Raw genomic sequence first — 15,745 nt, 5'->3', positions numbered from 1 at the left:
AGGTGCAAAGCGCATGGGTGATGGCAACCGTGTTCGTCCAGAAGTGAAGTCATTGACAACCGCGTTCGCACGCCGGTTCGAAGCCGGTGGGCTGCTGCATGGCATAAGCTGGTCGTTCGCCCTGCGCCTTATCGACGTGGGCCTTGCCTGGGTCCTTTCGGTGATGCTGGCCCGGTTCCTTGGTGTCGAGCAGTTCGGCCTCTACAGTTTTGCGCTCTCCGTGGTCGGCCTTCTCGCCTTGCCGGTCAATTTCGGGGTCCAGCCCCTGATCGTGCGCGAAACCGGGAGCGCCATGGCCGATGGCGAACCCGACCGGATTTTCGCATTGAAACGCTGGGCTTATACAAGGGTCATGGCGATCAGCCTGCCGATCGCGATCACGGCCGCGATCGTCATTCTTTTCGTACCGTCGCTGACGGATCCGTTCGAACGATCGATCCTGCTTGCAGGCCTTGCCCTGATCGTGGTCCAGCCCTTTGCCGAAATACGCTCCGCGCTGCTGCGGGGCATGAACCATATCGCCAAGAGCCAGCTTGCCAGTTCCATCGTGCGTCCCGGCGTAATGTTGCCGCTTGTCGGCGTGCTGATTGCGGGATGGGCCTATGGCTTTCGTCCGGGCGTCGAAGCAGGCGTTGCCGCCATGGCGCTCAATGTCGTCGCGGCGATCCTGGCATGGGCTGTGGGTGCAGCCTTGCTCGCCCGGGTGCTACGCGGCTGGACCCGGCCTGAATCGCCGCAAAAGCTCGACATATCTGGCTGGCGATCGAGCATGCTGTCCTTTGGCCTTGCCAACGGCATGTATGTGTTCGACAGCCAGATGGGCATTCTGCTTCTGGGGGTGTTCCTCGATGGCGCGGCGGTCGGCCCCTACAAGGTCGCGATGCAGGGCGCCGCACTTGTCGCGCTTGGCTATACCGCGACCAATACCCCGCTAACGCCCCAGATCGCGCGCGCATGGGCCGAAGGCAATCGTGAGAAGGTGAGGCGGCTCGTCAAGCGCGGCTCAAGCTTTGCCGTCCTGTTTGCCTTGCCCATCGCCATTGCCTTTCTTTTGGCGGGGCGGCCGCTGGTCCACCTGGTTTTCGGGGCAGACTTCGACGATGCGGTCATGCCGCTGATCATTCTGACCATGGGACAGCTGGTCAATTGCGCCTTTGGCGGCGCAACCGCGCTGCTGATCATGACCGGGCACGAACGCTACAACACCATCGCCTTTGCCGTGGCGCTGGGTTTCAACGTGGTGGCCGCGCTGATCTTGATCCCCGCCATGGGTGTCGTGGGTGCGGCGCTGGCCGCGGCGATGAGCGTGACCTTGCGCAACCTGCTGCTGTGGTGGTGCGCGCGGCGCGCCACGGGGATCGACACGGGCTTCTGGGCGCGGCTGAAGCCGTGACCCGTCAGTGGCTGCGGCCTAGCACCCGTTTCAACACCGCCTTCGCCTTAATGGCCCAGGTCCGCCAATAAAGCAGTCTTGCCCGTTCCAGCCGGGCGATCCTTTCCCGGACCTGCGCAATCGTCTCGATCCGCATCGGCGGAGTTGCAGGCGTTTCGAGCGGCACGCGGAAAAGCCCGCGCACATAGGGTGTGATCGCCACCGTCTCGAACCCATGTTTCGCCATGAGATTGCCGAGGCTTTCGGGCGTGAAGTGCCAGACATGGGCAAGCTGCAGCAGCCGCAGAACGTCTTTATTATACATCGTCGGCACGCTGGTCAGTCCGGGGACTTCGATAAACACCAGCGCTCCGGGCGATAGGCGCGCGCGCAGGGCGGCAAGCTCATCGTTAACGCCCACGATGTGCTCAAGCACCTGGACATAGCTGACAAGCACGGCTTCGCCCGCCTCGGCAAGGCCCGCAATGGTCGAGAGCCGGACGTCGAGACCGCGCGAGCGTGCATCGGCGGCATAATCCGCGTCAATTTCCAGGCCGATCCCAGTGTACCCGTTATCGACCAGCCCCTGCAGGAACCCGCCGGAGGCACAGCCGACATCGACGGCAAGGCCCGATGCCGGAACCCCGTTTTGCCGCAGCCAGCCCACCACCTCATGCGCAAGGCCGCGGCGCCCCTCGAACCGGGCGGTGGATGGCGATGTCGTGCCCCGGTGGAGGCGCGCGAAGATATTGGCGTAAAACCAGTCGAGCGATGATGCGTCGGGATAGGGATTGGTCTGCATCAATCCGCAATCGGTGCACACGCCCGTGGTGCAGGCGACGCCATATCGGTCGCGGGTCGCCACTGGCGACAGCGAACCGCCGCCGCATACCGGACAGTCGAGATGGACAAAGCGCATCTCGCCGGTCGCGATCCGGTCCTTCAGCTCGTCGAGAGCCTCGCGCTGGACCTTGCCGAGCGTGACGACAGATCGGTTGGATCGGGCGATGTCGAGCCGCGGCGTGAGCATGGCGCTTTGTCCTTCAGTCATGACGGCAATCCTATCCGGCTTCGCGCCCCGCAACCAATATCATCCCTCTAGCGACAATGCGGATTGCACGATGGTCCGGTTAAGGCATGTCTGGTCCCACAGGACCTGCCGCGCCGCTGCAATCGCTGCGCGCGTTGCGGTCAGGTCGCCCGCAATGGCATCGAATGCCGAACGCAGGCGTTCGCCGGTATCGTGATCTGTCAATTCAACGCCCCATTCGCGGTGTCCGATATCGTCAAGAAACCAGCCCAGCTTGTCATGCGCGATAAGCGAGAGGATCGGCGTTCCGAGACCGAAGGGGATCATTTGCGCGTGCCCACGCATGCCCGCGACCAGATCGACGCCAGCATAGAAATCGAGGATTTCGCTGGTGGGCGAGGATGCAAAATGCCTGACGCTCGCCTCGACGCCTGCGCGCTTCAGAAACGGCACGATCGCCTCGTCGTCATAGGAATGGCACGAGGCAATGATTTCCCATCCATTCGCCTTGGCGTGGGCCGCAAGCGAGGCGATCCCGCCCAGCGCATTTTCATATTGCCCCTGCAGCCGGTTGCCAAAGCGGTCGAAGGCTGCATTGATTACAAGCCGTTTGCGGCCATCGCCGGTTTCGCGCCGCGCAGGCGCCGCGCCCAGTTCGGTCAGCACGGTCGTGGGGCATGGCTGGAAATGGAGCTTGGCGCCAAGCTTTTCGGGAAGATAGGAGCGGAGTGCCGCGATACTGCCATGATTGCGGATGCCGACAAATGCCGCCTTTTCCACCAGCAGCTTCAGGCTATCGACAAAGGCCTGCGGAAATTCGCCCTGCCCGCGAAACCGGTTATAGCCCACCGCGAAGACGATGATGGGGACTTCGATCTCTCTTAGCGATTCAATCGGGCAAGGCCACTGCCAGCCCGATTTCGAACTGGAATCGAGATCCACGAGAAACAGCCCGCCGCCGCCGATGACCATGCCGCGCGATCGGTTGATCTCTTCTATCGTATCGGAGGTCACCGGCGCGCGAACGTCGCGCAGCACCCAGTCGCTCGAAGGCGAACCGTCGATGCACTGGCGCACGGTTTCGAACAGGACGAGATCGCCCGCGTTATCGGGCGCATGCACGCCGAAATGAACCAGCGAATGTTTCGCAATCACCGCCTTGCGGCGCAGGCGTGCAGCCTTGCGCGCATTGGCGAGACGGTGCCCGGCCAGCGGCGTTCCATGTCGTGTGCTGCGGGTCTGCCATGCGCCCGACAGCAACCTTTCCGGCATGGAGCGCAGTGCGCCTGCGCCTGACCACAGGGCGAGTTCGCCACGCCCGATGCTCCGACCGCGCATGGAACCGGGCGCGACCTTATAGGCCGCGATCCAGCATTCCTTGGCGAACAGATGCTGTTTCACGGCGGCAAAGCCTGCCGCTTTCAGCCGCCGGGAGGTGACCTTAACATATCGCGCCATTTGCGACATCGCCATGCCCGAGGTACCCGGACGGACCGTCAGCACCAGCATGCCATCGGAAGCGAGCATGTCCGACAGGCGCGCCAGTTCCTCTTCGCTGGGAACGACCGGCGGCAGGTCCTGCGACAGCAGCAGGTCGGGCTTTGCCGCTGCGTCGCCTTGCGCGCCGCCTGTCCGATAGGTTTCGGCGATGGCGGCATTCACATCCGCCATGCCGCCTGAAAACCCGACATCCCAGCCCAGACCGCTCAGCAATGGGAGCGGTGTCGCGAGCACGGGGTCGAACTCGATTGCCTTGCCCGGTTTGAAGGCCCGCTCACCCAAAAGCTCGCTCAGCGCTTCGAACCGCCAGACGGCCGAGAGTTGCGCGCGCTTGACCGTCTGAGGGCTATGAGCCTGCCCGTTCTGACCCTGCCCGCCCAGGGGCTTGGCAGAGAACGCAACGGGACTCGGTCGTGGATTGGCATTTTCGGGATTCATTGGAATGTCTGGGCTCATGTCCATCTGGCGCATCTTCAAGAGCGTTCGGTCAGTCGATCTGTCTTGGATAGACATGCACGCCCTGTCCTTCCAGATCGGGGCGCAGCGTGCCGGGATAGGCGTTGGAACGGTCTGCCCACTGCCGCTGCTGGCGCGCCATATTCCGCTCGGCAAATTGCGCGGTAAAGCGGTTATCCGCGCCAAAGGTGAAAAACACCGAATGGCGCGAGGCGATCCCGCGCAGCCGGTCATAGCCGGTCTTCAGCGCAAGGATCGAGGCGGGCTCGCCCGAGGGCCGTAATGCAGCGGGAAGCGACTTGCCGATGCGCGCGCCGATGCGGCTGGCCTTCTGCAGCGATTTCTCCACCCCGTCGCCGGGCCTGCCGCGGTGGGTGATGCGCACGTCGAACAGGATGACATCGCCGGCCTGCGAGGGGATCGCGACTGCATTGTCATTGCCGAGATCGTCTGCGAGGTGCGAGCCGGGCACGACGGATAGTCCGTTACCGTCGACATGATCCTGCAGATAGACCCCCATCTTGATCACGTTGCAGCCATCGGTGAAACAGTCTTCGGCGAAATAGCCATGACCGTGGCCGGTATCCTTGTGCCAGTCGCTGATCATGTCCTGATGGATGTCGCAGTGCCCGGTGAAGACGGGATTGTCGTCGCCGGTCGCGGCGCGAAAAGCCTCCACCACCTTTGGCGAAGAGATCAGGAAACCGATATCGGGGCAGACCATTGCTGCATTGGGCTGCGATTTGCCAAGATTATAGATCCGCCCGTTTCTCTCAAAGAAGCGGGCGAGTGTCAGGCGTAGCCGTTCGACTTCGTCGGTCGTCAGGAATCGCGGCAGGACGCAAAAGCCCTGCTCGACGATGTCCTGTCTGATTTGCGCACGATCCATCAAGGGACTGCTGGCAATTCCCCCTTGTCCGCTACCTCAGGCGGCAGCGGCGGGCTTGGGGCGGGGTCGCCATTTCAGCTTTTCGCGCTGGACCTTCTCGACGGGCAGGATTTCCTCGCCCTTGCAGCCCAGTGCCTTTTCGACATTGCGCAGGTCGCGGCACAGGCGGCGAAGCCCATCGGGTTCGAGCGAGGCGGCATGGTCGGTGCCCTTCCAGGTGCGGTCCAGCGTGAAGTGACGCTCGACCCAGGTCGCGCCCAGCGTCAGCGCCGCGACATCGGCCGCGATGCCAAGGTGATGGCCGGAAAAGGCGATCGCCTTGACCCGACCCTCGAACGCGTTCTTGAGCCGGGTGATTTCGCCAAGGCAGATATCCTGGAATTCGACCGGATAGCCCGAGGTGCACGAATAGATGACGAGATCCTTGGCCCGGCCATGCTCTTCGAAGAAGGAGACGATCTTCTCTTCCTCTTCATGCGTGGTCATGCCGAGCGAAAGATGGATCTCGCCGTCATAGTCCTTGGCCAGCACTTCCAGCATGTCGAAATGCAGATTGCATGCCGAGGGAACCTTGAGCAGCTTTGGCTTCAGCGTCGCCATGTCGCGCGCCGAGCTCGTGTCCCATACCGACGTCGAATATTCGATCCCGTTCTTTTCGCATTCGGCCATCAGCTCGCGGTGCTGCTCGAGCGAAAATTCGAGGAATTCGCGATGCTCGCCATAGGTTTCGCCATAGGAGTTGCGCGGATTGGGATGGGGCGCGTTATACTGCTCTTCGGTCAGCAGCTCGCGGTTGTTGCGCTTCTGGAACTTCACCACGTCGGCCTTCGCATAGACGGCGGCCACGCGAATATGTTCCTTCGCAATCTCCATATCGCCCTTGTGGTTGCAGCCAACCTCGGCGATTATCTTTACACCCATGAAAATGCTCCGAAAAAAGCGGATTTGATAAATTAGCCGCGTGGATATCACCGCTTGGGCCCTCTGCACAACCGCCACTGTCCCTCGCGTGGAAAGCTTGCGGGGGACTATGGCTTCAATGCGACGGTCCGAGCAGGGGCACCCTGTGAACGGCGGACCGCACCCCTTGCAAACAGGTTCCATGCATCTTAGCCATCCGCCTCAGGCTGTTGAAAGGCCTTGATCGCCCGGCTTGATCCGGCGACTGCAGCAGCCATTGGGATGAGACCGCGACCAGTCATGTCATCATCGGGTAGAGTTTACGATCCGACCGGCCGGTCGCAGTCCGACGCAATGTCCGGACGACACGGCGGTTCAAGGCGGCGCGGTCCGTCAAAGAGCGGTGGCCGGCGCGGCGGGCCGCGCAGATGGATGCCGACGGCGGATAATGCGCGCCTCGTCATGCTGGGCCTTGTCTTTGCCGCAATAGCCCTGTTCGGAGGCTCGGCGCGGCTCGACGTCAATCTTCTTCTCTTCCTGCGCCCGCTGTGCATGATCGCGATTGGGGTCCTTCTGGTCCTGCCGATCACCGCACCTGCTCGCCAGATGCGGGCGCCGACATTGTTGCTGGCCTTGCTGGCGCTTGCCATCGCGGTCCAGCTCGTGCCGCTTCCGCCATCGATCTGGACGTCGCTGCCCGGACATGAACGCTATGCCGAAGCGGCGCTTGCCGCCGGGCTCGATCAGCCATGGCGTCCCATTTCGCTGACCCCCTGGCGGACGTGGAACAGTCTTTTGACACTGCTTCCCGCCATTGCCCTGCTCATGTCCCTGCGCGGAATTTCGTATCGGCAGGAACCGCGGGTCATATACGGTTTTCTCGCCTTCCTCGCGATCTCGCTGGTGCTTGGCGTGTTTCAGGTGGGAGGGGTCATCGACGGCCCCCCGCTCCCCTATCGTTTCTTTGCCGAGGATTCGGTGGTGGGCTTTTTCGCCAATCGCAACCATGCCGCAGCCGTGCTGGCCACGGGCTTTCCGGTGTTGCGGATGTGGTCGCTGGCGCATGGCAAGAGCAAGCTGCCTTCCTCGCGTCGCCGCCTGATCGCCATGGTCAGCGCGCTGGTGCTGCTGGTGATGATCGTGGTGACCGGATCGCGAACGGGGATCGTGGTCGGCTTCGCTTCGCTGGCGGCATCGCTTGCCATGTCCCCGCTTGAGGAACTGGGCGCAGGCATGCGCAAATCCCACGCCAAATGGCTGCGCATCCTGGTGATCGCGGTGCCGACGCTGGTTGTCGCTCTCCTCGTTCTGTTCGGCAAGGCGCTGTCGATCGATCGCTTTGTCGGTGACGACCTGCTTGCGGAAAAGCGCCTGACTTTCCTGCCGGTCCTGCTCGACATCATTCGCGATTTCCTGCCTTTCGGATCGGGCTTCGGATCGTTCGATCCGGTCTTCCGCAGCTATGAGCCCGATTGGGGCCTTTCGCGGAAATATTTCAACAATGCCCATAACGACCTCATCGAGCTGGTCCTCACGGGAGGCATCCCGGCGCTGCTGGTCCTGCTGGGTTTTGTCGGATGGATTGGATGGCGCATCTGGCGCAGCTGGAAGAACGTGCCCAGCGGTGAGACGATCTCGACCCGTGCGGGTGCGATCATGGCCGGATCGCTGATGCTTGCCAGCCTGACCGATTATCCGCTGCGCACGCCGCTTGCCGGTGCGGTTCTGGTGTTCGCGACCTATCTGATGTCGCGCCCGATGCCATCCCACCGATCATCGACGGAGAAGAGTCGATGACGAAGAGGACGATTCCCAATCGCACGCGCTGGATTGCCGGCGGCGTGCTTGTCATCGCCGCAATCGGGCTGAGCGTGCCGGTCACCCTGCTGACCTTGCCCAATGTGCTGCCAGCCAAGATGCGGGCGAAGCTTGCCGACACGCCGATCGCATCAAGCCCGCCGGCCCGATCTTCCGCGGCAGCGCTGGCTTTTCAGGCCGATCAGTCGCCCCAGACCCTCGACAGGGTCGAAACGCTCGCCAGAGAAGCGATTTTGGACGATCCGCTGGAAGTGAGCGCGATCCGCTCGCTTTCCTTTGTAAAGGCGTATCGCGGCGACGGGGAAGGCGCCATGCGGCTGCTGCGCTATGGTGAGAACCTGTCGCGCCGCGATCTGATGACCGAACTCGCCCTTGCCATGGAGGCGAAGCGCATCGGCAATGGCGAGGAGATGATCCGGCATTACGGCCATGCCCTTGCCACCACCGGCCGCAGCTATGACCTTGTGGTAAGCCAGCTCATCGATGCTGCGGCAGACCCCGAAGTTGCGCGCGAATTGGGGCAGGCCATGGCCAGGGGGCCGGAGTGGCGAACCCGGCTCATGCCGCTGTTCGTAGTGCGCAACGAGGATAAGGCCAGTCTTTCGGCATGGGCCGAGGGCCTGTGGGGCAAAGGCGTACCCACTAAGGATCGCGCCAGCGCGGGCACTGTCGTCAACCAGCTCCTGAAGCTGGGGGCCAACGCCGAAGCGGCGCAGCTTATTCACGCGCTCGATGCCGGGGGTGACAAGGGCGCGGGGCGTACCCTCGTTCGCAATGGCGATTTCGAGGACAAGAACGTGGCGGCCCTTGGCTGGAGCTATCAATCGGGTGCGTCCTTATCGGCGATGCCGATGCCGGCGGAAGACGGCAAGGGACGCGTTCTCGAAATGCGTGCGGGGAGCGGCCATCTCGGTCAGGTCGCGCGGCAGGTCATGGCGCTGGGTGAGGGGCAATATGCCCTGTCGGCAAGGCTTTGGGCCAACAAGCAGGCCGACAAGGCCATGCCGCAGATCAGGCTCACCTGCGCTGGGACGGATAATGCGATCGCTGAGCTGAAACGTGACAGCGAACGCGAAATCGCTGCGGGCGAATTCACGATACCTGCAGATTGCGATGTCCAGTTTCTCGACGTGCGCTTCGGCTCATCCGTCTTCGTGACCGATAGCCGCGGCTATGCCGATGACATCGCGATCACGCCGCGTTAACTCTCCGAACCGGCTGAAGCGTGATCGTTTTCCCTGTCCCGGCGGGCTTTGCGAAAGCTGAAATACAGCCAGAGCATGGTCGGCCAGAACAGCGTGTTGAAAAGGTCCCCGGCGGTATCGTACCAGACCCAGTCATATTGGATCGGCCAGAAGTGATAGAGATCGGCAGCCTCTGTCAGCAAGGTCGCGGCCCATACGATCGCGAGCGGCAGCACGGATGCCGGGCCCCGGCGAAATAGCAATGTTGCCAAGAGCCACAGGGCCAGTCCGACATGGATGTGAATAAGCGCGCGCAGGTCTTCGCCCGGCGGGATATATTCCTGTTTGAGGTTTTCCCAGAAAGCGACAGCCGTTTCGATCATAGCGGGCCGCGCCCGGCTTTCAGCACGATGCCATCAATCGGCCAGCTCTGGCCATCGCGCGCGATCAGGCGGCGTCGCTTGGCGAACGGGCTTTACTGCGCCGCGCCGTGTCACGCGCGATCCTGCGTTTCCTTGCGACATGGAGCTCGAAAACAGCCAGGATCACGATCGGGACCAGCAGCAGGGCGCCTCCGATCAGAAATTCTTGCGACATTTATGTCTTTGCCTCGTGCTATTCACGTTTCGCGTAAATCACGGCTTTGCTTACGGACCTTTACGAACGGCGCAACCCCCGTAAGCCGAAAAACGCCCATCGTGCGGCGACACGAGTTGGAAATTTGATGCAGAACCTCTTGGATAATGCGGATGGAAGGGGCGTAATTGCCCTGGCCGGGGCGAGCGGGTCGCATCCGGCGCTCATCACCGCCATCGATCGCGCGCTCGGGGAATTGGAAGTGATGCGCTTCATTTTCGACCTGTCCGCATTCGATCGGCGCGGCAGTGCCGATTACGCGAAGCTGTCACCTGTCGAGCATGTCGAACCGGACGATGTCGGGTTGAGATCGAGGTTCACGACGGCAGCGCCCAATATCGTCATATCGGGGGGCATGCGCGCGTTCGCCCGGATGCAGCGGCATTTCGGCAAGATACTCGATGACAAGAATATCGGCGTCCTCATGCTCTGTCATCTCTGGGGCTATCCCGAGCAGGCACTGGCCAATGCCGCTCACAGCCGGGGCATTCCCGTTTTCCTTATCGACGAGGGACCGTTCAGCCTGCCGCTGCCGGGGGAAAAGGCGCTGGAAAGCTCACGCCTCGCCAATCGCATATTATTTGCCGGATTGCGGGCGCTCAAACTGCTGCCAAGGCGCGATCTTGGCGGCAAATCGGTCGATTTCGTCCTGTGCACCGCGCCGGGCCGGGTGGAACGGCTGGCCGCGCTCGGCATTCCGAAAGACAAGCTTATACCGGTTCCGCCGCCGCGTTTCGACGCGCTGGCGGTGACCGCGCAACAATGGCGGGAGCGCGAACATCGACAGGGGCCAAGGCGCATCCTCTGGCTGCACCAGCCTTTCGGACTGGACGGCAAGGTCGAGAAGGATGCGGTCGAGCAATCCGAACGGGTTCTGGCGCAAGCACTCTCGATCTGTGCCACGCGGCATGAAATCGCGGTCGTGCCGCGTATCCATCCGCGCGCCTCGCCGCAGGAGCGTATGCGGCTGGCGCAATTGCTTGCCGATCATGGGCTGACAGTGGCGGATGGCCTTGGCCCCCTGTACGACGATTTGCTCGCCTGCGATGCCGCCGTGGGTTTCTATTCGTCCGCCCTGCTTGAAGCGATGGTCTGTTCGATCCCGGTTGCGGCAAGCCTTATCGGGCGCGACAGCTTTCGCGAGGCGGCGGAAGCGGAGAAGGTCGAGCAGCTGGTCGCGCTTGGCATACCGGCATCGGACGATGCGGCGATATTGGCCCGCTATCTGGAACAGGGGCTGGAGATCGGCGTCGTCCCCGCGCCTGAAGGCCTGTTGCACGACGAGATCGGGATGATCGCCTCTGACGGTTCCTCGCAAGTGGCACAGCGGCTTATCGCGGCGTTACCCTAAGGTTTTATCGCGGCGAGCCTTTGTTCAAGTCCGGACATGCCGTGAACGACCGGCACCGGGTTCGCCTGCCAGCCCGATAGCGCGCGATGCATGCGCTCCAGCCCGAACAGGCGCGGCACGAACAGGCTGCGGTCGAACTGGCCAAGGTCGAGGAGCGCGGTCGAGGCGGCGGCGAGAAAACCGGCATAGCCATGCGCTTCGACATGCGGGGCGATGCCATGCGGCTGAGCGGCGATCTCCAGCCCGTCGATGGGGCCGATCATCGCGGTAAGTGCCGACGCATCCTCCCGCGGGTGGGGTAGATAGCAGGCAGGCACCGGCGAGGCGGCAGCGATTTTCGCCAGCCCTTCGGCTACGCGCGCGCGCGGCACGATGCCGTCCTCCGCCAGTGGAGAGCCGATGATCAGGATGCGATCCTCGGGCGGGGCGGGGTTCGGTTTCGGCAGCGAGAGGTCGCGGGCTTCGAACCGGTCACGCACGATCATCGCGGACCGGTCGGCGCGGCGGCGCATCGCGCCATGCGGATAAAAGCCGCTGGCGATCTGCACAGCCCCGCGCGCCGCATACCAGAGCGGGCTGGTGAGATCGACGTAATGCGAAAGCCCGTCTTCCCAAAGCTCCACCGGCCCTGCGAACCAGCGCACCAGCATGCGTTCCAGGGGTTCGCCTTCGAGGAACAGGATCAGCCGTTCGATCCCCAGCGGGGTGAGCATGCCGCGCACCGATGCGTAATAGCGGCTATTGGCGGCAAAGCGCGCAGGCAGCGCCAGCGGATTGCGCGGCGGGCGCTGTTCGCGGCCCAGCGGCACGCCCTTGCCCGGAAACAGCCGCTCAACCTGCCCTGCGATATGATCGTCGCGATAAAGGACATGGGTGACGCCCGGATCATTCGCGGCCAGTAGCTGGAGGTGCAGGCTAGAGCGGGGAAGGGCGGCGATGATCGTCATGGGCGCCGGATCAGCCGAGCGGCGCGATGCGGCCCGATGCGATCAGCAGGTCCGCCAGTTCACGGATCGCGCCGCGCCCGCCTTCGGCTTCGAGCACGAGATCGGCGGCGGAGCGTGCGGCTGGATGCGCATCGGCAGGGGCCACGGCGCAGCCCGCCGCTTCCATGCAGGGCAGGTCGTTGATGTCGTTCCCGATATAGAGCGCGTGTGCGGGATCAATGCCGCGCTCCTCCAGCCATTTGAGGAACAATGGCAGCTTGTCGTCGATGCCATGCGCGCATTCCAGCTTCAGCTTTTCGCAGCGCGTGGCGACGACCTTGTTCTGCTCCTTGGAAATGACGCACATGGCCAGCCCTGCCTTCCTCAGCAGTTCGATCCCCATGCCATCGCCGCGCGAACAGGCGACGCTCTCGACTCCTTCGGCCGACACGAAGACGCGGTCGTCGGTCAGTACCCCGTCGAAATCCATCACCAGCGCGGCGACGGTTTCGGGCAGGGCGGCATGGGCGGGCTGCGACCGGGCGAGCCGGGCCATGCGCTCCTCGGCGATGCGGAAATCGGCGGGGTCGTCGATCTCGTGCCAGTGCTCGACGGGGATCTCGTGCATGACGGTCTTGCCGAAAAAGCGAAACTTCGCCTCGCGAAAACCCTCGGCGCGCATCGCATAGACCGCGCCGGTTTCGACGAATTCCGGCTCCCTCTGCTGGCGCATCAGGCGAAAGCTCTTGTCATGGTTGATGCCGTTTGCCGCGCCATCGGCATCGGCGTGCCACAGGAAATAGTGGAAAGGCACCACGGCCAGCGCCGTGTCCGCGCCCTGTTCGTCCAGCGCGGCCAGCGTGCCGTCGATATCTTCAGGCGCGGTCAGCGGCGAGGTGCATTGGAGGAACGCGATCGCATCGGGCCGGTAGCCATCTTCTGCCAGCACATCCATCACATGCAGCAGCGCGTCTTCCGACCGGGCGACATCGCCCGCCAGATCATCGGGACGCATTACCACCTCTGCCCCGGCTTCGCGCGCGACATGGGCGATTTCGGCATCGTCGGTCGATACCACCACACGCCCGACGCGCCGTGCCGCCAGCGCCGCCAGGATCGTGTGCGCAATCAGGGGCTTTCCGCCCAGCGCCTTCACGTTCTTGCGCGGGATGCCCTTCGATCCGCCGCGTGCGGGGATGATCGCGAGTACTTCCATCAATCGTCCTTCAGGCCGCGCGCGATGCCAGCGCCCGTTCGTAGAGCACTTCGCGATAGCAATCGAGAATCGCGCGATTCATGCGTTCGCCGGTAAAGCGGGCGAGGAAATCATTGCGCCCTGCCTGCCCCATCTCGGCAAGCCTCTGCCGGTCCAGCTGTCGCAGCATGTCGGCAAGCGCCTGCGGATTTTCGGGCGGGAACAGCATGCCGGTCTGGCGATCCAGCACGACTTCGGGCAGCGCGTCGACAGCCGAAGCGATGACGGGCTTCGCCTGCCGCAACGCCTCGATCGCGGCAAGGCCGAAACCTTCCCAGCGCGAGGGGATGAGCACGGCATCGCACGCCTCGACAAAGCCCCAGATCGCCTCGCGCTTTTGCCAGCCGTAATGGGTGATATTGGGCAGACGGGTTTCACGGTGCCCTTCGCCGATCACGCTGGCGCCGATGACATGCAGGTGGATCGGCAGGCCCGTCAGCATCGACATCGCTTTTTCCGCGATATCCAGCCCCTTCTGCCGGTCCTTGCGCCCGATGAAGAGCAGGTTGATCCGGTCGCGCGGCATCGGCACCGGCGCGCTGGAGCCGGGGAAGACCCGCTCTGTCACGCCATTGTGCAGCACGGTCATGTTATGGGCCGGCATGCCGCGTTCGATCGCGCTGTCATGTTCATATTGCGAAATGCACACGACCCGGTCGGTCATGGTCGACAAATGGCGTTCGACCGCCGCGATCATGTCGCGCCTGCGGTTCGACCAGCGAATGTTGAAGGCCCACCCATGCGCGCAATAGACGACCGCGGGCCGCACCTCTTCCGGCAGGCGGGAGATCACGGGGCGCAGCATGCCGGCAAAGCTGGAATGAAGGTGCACGATATCGGGCCGGTCGGTCAGGATCGCCTGACGCGCATGGGCTGCAAAGCGCAGCAGCGCGCGGGGCGAGCGATTGGCATTTTCGAACAGGTGGAGCGAGGCATCGGGAAGATAGGGAAGGACGTAGCGCTCCTCTGCCGGGATGACCGCCGAAACGCGGCGCGGGCCCAGCACCTCGCGCTGAAAGGCGAGCACTTCGGACAGATAGGCGCCGACCCCGCCCGGCAGCTTCTGCGCGACATGCAGCACGCGGTAGTTTTCGGGGCCGGCCTCGCTCATGCCGGATATGCCGGGGATGGCGGGCGACGGCGCATCCGAGCCACCGAGGACGCATTTCGCGCGAGGCCAGCGGTCGTTTCCCTGAGGCCGCGGCGATAGATGAGCGCGTTCACGAAGAGGAATAGCGGGAAAACCGGCGGAAACAGGAATGCGCCATCCATGGCCGCCATGATGAGATAGCCGACCGCACCAAGGACCGCCGCACGCCGCATCGGCGAAAGGATGGTCCAGCGCATCGCACCATAGAAGATGCCATAGAGGAATCCGCCCATGGCGATGAGAAAGCCGATCATGCCGAAGCTGTAAAGCAGGCCGAAATACAGGATTTCGGGAATCGCGATCTGCTCGGCACCGGTAAAGTTCAATTCGAGTTTGACCAGGTAACGGATCCGTCCGCCAAGCTGGGTGTCGAACACATCGTCCAGCCCCGACCAGCCCAGCAGGGGCAGCACGGCAATGAGGATGCAGAAGGCAAAGCCGGCGAGCAGCCAGACCCTGAGCCGGTTGATCCGGATCTGCCCCATGATGCCCATCAGCATCAGGGTCGCGGCCAGCCCGAACCAAGCCGAGCGGCTGAGAGTGCAGAGCACGGCAACGATGAAGAGGCCCAGCCAGAGCTTCTTTTTTTCGAAGTGAAAATAGATCGGGGCAAGCATCACCATGCAGGTCCCGAAGATATTGCCGTTATTATACGTCGACACGAATTTCATGAGAGAGCCGCGCAGATTGTTCTTGCCCAGCGTCATCCCGACTTCCTGGCCGTTCACCGTGATATAGGGGATCTCGATGAATTTGCGCGCGATGATGAAGAGGACGAAATTCATCAGCCCCCAGATCAGCAGAAAGCGAATGCCAAGCCTGACGGCCCGGGCGATATCCTGCGCCCTTATCTGTTCGAGATAGGGCGTCATGATGCCCAGGATCGCGACCGGGAAAACGCCGAACAGCACGGCAAGCGGCAGCCACTCGCTGCCCGGCAGCGAATACATCTTGGCCTTGTAGAAGATCAGCAGCGCGATCGGCAGAAAGAAGCATAGTGCCTGGACCAGCGGTGCCAGCGATATGTCGGAACGCCGCACGAGGCCGATGAGCCCCAGTGGAGCGGCCGCGCAGATGGCGAGATAGCCCCAGGTGATGGGCAGGCCGTAGATGAACGTACCACCCTTGGGGAACACCAGATTGGTGAGTATCAGCGCGAGGAAGAAAACCCAGACGATGCCATTGACGGCCAATGCACTGCTGCGCTCGGCTCCGGCCTTTCGGGCCGGCAGGGCGCGGCGTTGGGCAAAGGCAGGGTTAGCGCTCTGAGCCATTGGC

General features: G+C 63.1%; 14 protein-coding genes. 4 read left to right on the top strand and 10 right to left on the bottom strand.

The annotated features are described in order from the left end of the window. Nucleotides 1–52: 52 nt before the first annotated feature. Nucleotides 53–1,393: a flippase gene (locus tag A9D13_RS10745; RefSeq protein WP_172808148.1), complete on the top strand. Its 1,341-nt coding sequence runs from the start codon at nt 53–55 to the stop codon at nt 1,391–1,393. A 4-nt stretch (nt 1,394–1,397) separates the two neighbouring features. Here A9D13_RS10745 and A9D13_RS10740 read toward each other — a convergent pair whose 3' ends face one another. The 4 genes from A9D13_RS10740 to A9D13_RS10725 are packed head-to-tail and all read right to left on the bottom strand — an operon-like array spanning nt 1,398 to nt 6,168. Beyond that, nucleotides 1,398–2,423: a class I SAM-dependent methyltransferase gene (locus A9D13_RS10740; RefSeq protein ID WP_066773267.1), complete on the bottom strand. Its 1,026-nt coding sequence runs from the start codon at nt 2,421–2,423 to the stop codon at nt 1,398–1,400. A 39-nt stretch (nt 2,424–2,462) separates the two neighbouring features. Beyond that, a complete protein-coding gene (locus tag A9D13_RS10735) occupies nt 2,463–4,364 on the bottom strand; it encodes a polysaccharide pyruvyl transferase family protein (RefSeq protein ID WP_172808147.1) in 1,902 nt (633 codons plus the stop codon). A gap of 25 nt (nt 4,365–4,389) precedes the next feature. After that, entirely contained in the window at nt 4,390–5,247 is an 858-nt protein-coding gene (locus A9D13_RS10730; RefSeq protein ID WP_066773262.1) for a phytanoyl-CoA dioxygenase family protein, read from the bottom strand. Between the two features lie 36 nt (nt 5,248–5,283). Further along, nucleotides 5,284–6,168, bottom strand: a complete 885-nt coding sequence (locus A9D13_RS10725) for an N-acetylneuraminate synthase family protein (RefSeq protein ID WP_066773260.1) — start codon at nt 6,166–6,168, stop codon at nt 5,284–5,286. A gap of 411 nt (nt 6,169–6,579) precedes the next feature. On the opposite strand from A9D13_RS10725, the gene A9D13_RS10720 reads away from it, so the two are divergent. Both A9D13_RS10720 and A9D13_RS10715 read left to right on the top strand, forming a co-directional pair. Beyond that, nucleotides 6,580–7,944, top strand: coding sequence for an O-antigen ligase family protein (locus tag A9D13_RS10720; RefSeq protein ID WP_066773258.1), 1,365 nt, complete (start codon nt 6,580–6,582; stop codon nt 7,942–7,944). Continuing rightward, entirely contained in the window at nt 7,941–9,170 is a 1,230-nt protein-coding gene (locus A9D13_RS10715) for a hypothetical protein (protein WP_066773255.1), read from the top strand. Before A9D13_RS10720 ends, A9D13_RS10715 begins: the two co-directional genes overlap by 4 nt. On the opposite strand, the gene A9D13_RS10710 is transcribed toward A9D13_RS10715, so the two are convergent. Next, nucleotides 9,167–9,532, bottom strand: a complete 366-nt coding sequence (locus tag A9D13_RS10710; protein WP_066773252.1) for a hypothetical protein — start codon at nt 9,530–9,532, stop codon at nt 9,167–9,169. The two genes, A9D13_RS10715 and A9D13_RS10710, sit on opposite strands and share 4 nt — an antisense overlap. A gap of 64 nt (nt 9,533–9,596) precedes the next feature. Then, complete coding sequence (locus A9D13_RS20500; protein ID WP_156522007.1) at nt 9,597–9,746, bottom strand: hypothetical protein; 150 nt, start codon at nt 9,744–9,746, stop codon at nt 9,597–9,599. A gap of 127 nt (nt 9,747–9,873) precedes the next feature. Between A9D13_RS20500 and A9D13_RS10705 the strand changes: the two genes are divergently transcribed. After that, entirely contained in the window at nt 9,874–11,136 is a 1,263-nt protein-coding gene (locus A9D13_RS10705) for a polysialyltransferase family glycosyltransferase (RefSeq protein WP_066773250.1), read from the top strand. Here the strand turns inward: A9D13_RS10705 and A9D13_RS10700 are convergent. The 4 genes from A9D13_RS10700 to A9D13_RS10685 are packed head-to-tail and all read right to left on the bottom strand — an operon-like array spanning nt 11,133 to nt 15,741. Further along, nucleotides 11,133–12,083, bottom strand: coding sequence for a hypothetical protein (locus tag A9D13_RS10700; RefSeq protein WP_066773247.1), 951 nt, complete (start codon nt 12,081–12,083; stop codon nt 11,133–11,135). The two genes, A9D13_RS10705 and A9D13_RS10700, sit on opposite strands and share 4 nt — an antisense overlap. Before the next feature lie 10 nt (nt 12,084–12,093). Next, nucleotides 12,094–13,278, bottom strand: coding sequence for an acylneuraminate cytidylyltransferase (locus A9D13_RS10695; RefSeq protein WP_066773244.1), 1,185 nt, complete (start codon nt 13,276–13,278; stop codon nt 12,094–12,096). 10 nt (nt 13,279–13,288) lie between these two features. Then, nucleotides 13,289–14,428, bottom strand: a complete 1,140-nt coding sequence (locus A9D13_RS10690; protein ID WP_066773241.1) for a glycosyltransferase — start codon at nt 14,426–14,428, stop codon at nt 13,289–13,291. Continuing rightward, nucleotides 14,425–15,741 carry a V-type ATP synthase subunit I domain-containing protein gene (locus A9D13_RS10685; protein WP_156522006.1) on the bottom strand — a complete coding sequence of 439 codons (1,317 nt, stop codon included), beginning with the start codon at nt 15,739–15,741 and terminating at the stop codon, nt 14,425–14,427. Before A9D13_RS10685 ends, A9D13_RS10690 begins: the two co-directional genes overlap by 4 nt. Nucleotides 15,742–15,745 lie beyond the last annotated feature (4 nt).

Source organism: Croceicoccus mobilis, assembly GCF_001661965.1.
GTDB lineage: Bacteria > Pseudomonadota > Alphaproteobacteria > Sphingomonadales > Sphingomonadaceae > Croceicoccus > Croceicoccus mobilis.
Note: the sequence above shows the minus strand (reverse complement) of the source record. Positions and strands in the feature narration are given on the sequence as shown.

Bases quoted from the DNA above. Each gene is read 5' to 3' on its own strand.
- A9D13_RS10740 (WP_066773267.1), bottom strand. From the start codon at position 2,423: ATGACTGAAGGACAAAGCGCCATGCTCACGCCGCGGCTCGACATCGCC.
- A9D13_RS10735 (WP_172808147.1), bottom strand. From the start codon at position 4,364: ATGGACATGAGCCCAGACATTCCAATGAATCCCGAAAATGCCAATCCA.
- A9D13_RS10730 (WP_066773262.1), bottom strand. From the start codon at position 5,247: ATGGATCGTGCGCAAATCAGACAGGACATCGTCGAGCAGGGCTTTTGC.
- A9D13_RS10725 (WP_066773260.1), bottom strand. From the start codon at position 6,168: ATGGGTGTAAAGATAATCGCCGAGGTTGGCTGCAACCACAAGGGCGAT.
- A9D13_RS10720 (WP_066773258.1), top strand. From the start codon at position 6,580: ATGCCGACGGCGGATAATGCGCGCCTCGTCATGCTGGGCCTTGTCTTT.
- A9D13_RS10715 (WP_066773255.1), top strand. From the start codon at position 7,941: ATGACGAAGAGGACGATTCCCAATCGCACGCGCTGGATTGCCGGCGGC.
- A9D13_RS10710 (WP_066773252.1), bottom strand. From the start codon at position 9,532: ATGATCGAAACGGCTGTCGCTTTCTGGGAAAACCTCAAACAGGAATAT.
- A9D13_RS20500 (WP_156522007.1), bottom strand. From the start codon at position 9,746: ATGTCGCAAGAATTTCTGATCGGAGGCGCCCTGCTGCTGGTCCCGATC.
- A9D13_RS10705 (WP_066773250.1), top strand. From the start codon at position 9,874: ATGCAGAACCTCTTGGATAATGCGGATGGAAGGGGCGTAATTGCCCTG.
- A9D13_RS10700 (WP_066773247.1), bottom strand. From the start codon at position 12,083: ATGACGATCATCGCCGCCCTTCCCCGCTCTAGCCTGCACCTCCAGCTA.
- A9D13_RS10695 (WP_066773244.1), bottom strand. From the start codon at position 13,278: ATGGAAGTACTCGCGATCATCCCCGCACGCGGCGGATCGAAGGGCATC.
- A9D13_RS10690 (WP_066773241.1), bottom strand. From the start codon at position 14,428: ATGAGCGAGGCCGGCCCCGAAAACTACCGCGTGCTGCATGTCGCGCAG.
- A9D13_RS10685 (WP_156522006.1), bottom strand. From the start codon at position 15,741: ATGGCTCAGAGCGCTAACCCTGCCTTTGCCCAACGCCGCGCCCTGCCG.